This window comes from Romboutsia sp. (genome assembly GCF_035470145.1).
GTDB lineage: Bacteria > Bacillota > Clostridia > Peptostreptococcales > Peptostreptococcaceae > Romboutsia_D.
In genome coordinates, this window is the sequence record NZ_DATIRC010000395.1 from 1 (window position 1) to 1,828 (window position 1,828).

At 26.2% G+C, this 1,828-nt stretch carries 3 protein-coding genes and 1 pseudogene; all 4 read right to left on the reverse strand.

Going from position 1 to position 1,828, the window contains the following annotated elements; genetic code table 11:
* Positions 1-49: 49 nt before the first annotated feature.
* A complete protein-coding gene (locus tag VLM92_RS15680) occupies positions 50-214 on the reverse strand; it encodes a hypothetical protein (protein ID WP_325277258.1) in 165 nt (54 codons plus the stop codon).
* Between the two features lie 11 nt (positions 215-225).
* Positions 226-684 (reverse strand): hypothetical protein, encoded by a 459-nt coding sequence (locus tag VLM92_RS15685; RefSeq protein WP_325277259.1) that lies wholly within the window; start codon positions 682-684, stop codon positions 226-228.
* Between the two features lie 112 nt (positions 685-796).
* Positions 797-1,165 (reverse strand): hypothetical protein, encoded by a 369-nt coding sequence (locus VLM92_RS15690; RefSeq protein ID WP_325277260.1) that lies wholly within the window; start codon positions 1,163-1,165, stop codon positions 797-799.
* A gap of 105 nt (positions 1,166-1,270) precedes the next feature.
* A pseudogene (locus VLM92_RS15695) lies at positions 1,271-1,828 on the reverse strand (hypothetical protein); the annotation flags it as partial.

Here is a 1,828-nt window from a genome sequence, read left to right on the forward strand (position 1 = left end):
GTATTTAATTTTCTTTAGAATATTCATATTAACTCCTTTAACATAGAATCTATTTTTTATCTATGATCTTTTCATAATTTGAACAACTATGTATATAAAAATAATTATCTTCTTTAAATCCCTTTTCTTTTTCTTTATCAATACATCCTACAAACGTTCTAAACCCATCTTTTCTTTCTCTTTTAAACTTACAAGTATCGCATGGTAAATACATATAATTTCCTCCTAATTATTTTTAAATAGTCTTTCAAGTAGTTCTAATTGTTTTTCATCCATACTAGAAACCTTATCAACAACTTCTATCATTCTGTCTATAGTATAAAAATTTATATTATTTATAGATTTTTTAAGACTATTAACTTCATTGGTGATAGAATCTATGCTTTCTTTTGCTGATTTTAGAGTCTTATATGCTTCATATCTTTTCGAGTCTAGTTGCTCCCACATTTCATTTATAGATTCTATTTCAGTTTCAACAACATTTTTATAACTCTCTCTTGCCCTTTGAGCTTTAACTCTGATATCTAATACATTAGAATCAATATCTTCTCCTAATTGTTCTATTCCATCTTTAAAGTCTTTTATATATTGCTTTAAATCTTGTTCCATTATTTCATCTGTCTCTTCCAATAATTTAAGCTTACTAACTAAGCTCTTGTCTATCCATAATAATTCTCTACTCATAATATTACCTCCAAAGTTTTAATAAATAAAATACTGAATTTATCTAATTAAAGTATAATTCATTTTCAATTAGTTGTCTATATAGAAGTTAGAAAAATAAAAAAAATAGCATTTAATTAAATGCTATTCCCTTATATCTTCCTATAATTGGAGAAAAAGTAAACTGATAACCCTTAATTCCCCTTGTCTTATAACTTTCTTTCAGACAATTTATATACTCTTTCTTCCTCTCGTTGTCTAATTTTCTATATGTCATACATAATTCGTCTACAAATTCTTTAAGAATAATTTCAAAAAACATTTGCATTTCTAAGAATTCTGTTACTTCTGTTGAATTTTCCTCTAATAATTCTATGAGCTTATCAAAAAGATCATCTACATTATCAGTTATTATATATTTGATCTTGGATATTCTTTTTTTATTAGCCTCAATTAAATCTGTGCTATTTTTTATATTTTCTTCTGTTATTAGAACTATCATGTAGATTTTCCCCCGCCTCACATTTTATTTACAACCCTCTTCTATATGATAGTATATCATTAAATTATTTATCAAACAAATGTTTTCATGTAACATTATTCGACATTAATTTCCATACTTTAAATCATAAAGTTTTTGCAATGCAAAAGGTTGCATCTTAAAGTTATTTTGATTTAAAAACTCTTTTATCTCTACAACCGTCCAACCAGTCTTTTTTATTTTATTCATTTTGTGCATTACACCTGAACGAACAAGATCTTTAGACGATAACGACATTCCTGTTACTTTTGACAATTTGTGTAGTCTTGTCTTTATTCCTTCTTTTTTCATTGGTTCTAATCCATCGCTGTTCATATTCGTTGGTCTAGATTTTATAGCATATTCTGATTTAAAATTAAGTTCATAATTATCGGGACATAAATTATTTTTCTTATCGTCAATATATCTATAGTACGTAGCCCCAAATACAGGATCTAACATATCTACACATATATCTTTCATGTACTCATCCATTGCTACAACTCTATCTGGAATGTATATTTTTCCATTTTCTAAGTCTATATCCTTTGCTTTTAAATTTGAAAGATGTTGATTTTCTTTACCGCTTATCCCATTGAATAAGCCGTATATTATAAACTTATCTTGTGGATTCGTTAATAAATT

Bases quoted from the DNA above. Each gene is read 5' to 3' on its own strand.
- VLM92_RS15680 (WP_325277258.1), bottom strand. From the start codon at position 214: ATGTATTTACCATGCGATACTTGTAAGTTTAAAAGAGAAAGAAAAGAT.
- VLM92_RS15685 (WP_325277259.1), bottom strand. From the start codon at position 684: ATGAGTAGAGAATTATTATGGATAGACAAGAGCTTAGTTAGTAAGCTT.
- VLM92_RS15690 (WP_325277260.1), bottom strand. From the start codon at position 1,165: ATGATAGTTCTAATAACAGAAGAAAATATAAAAAATAGCACAGATTTA.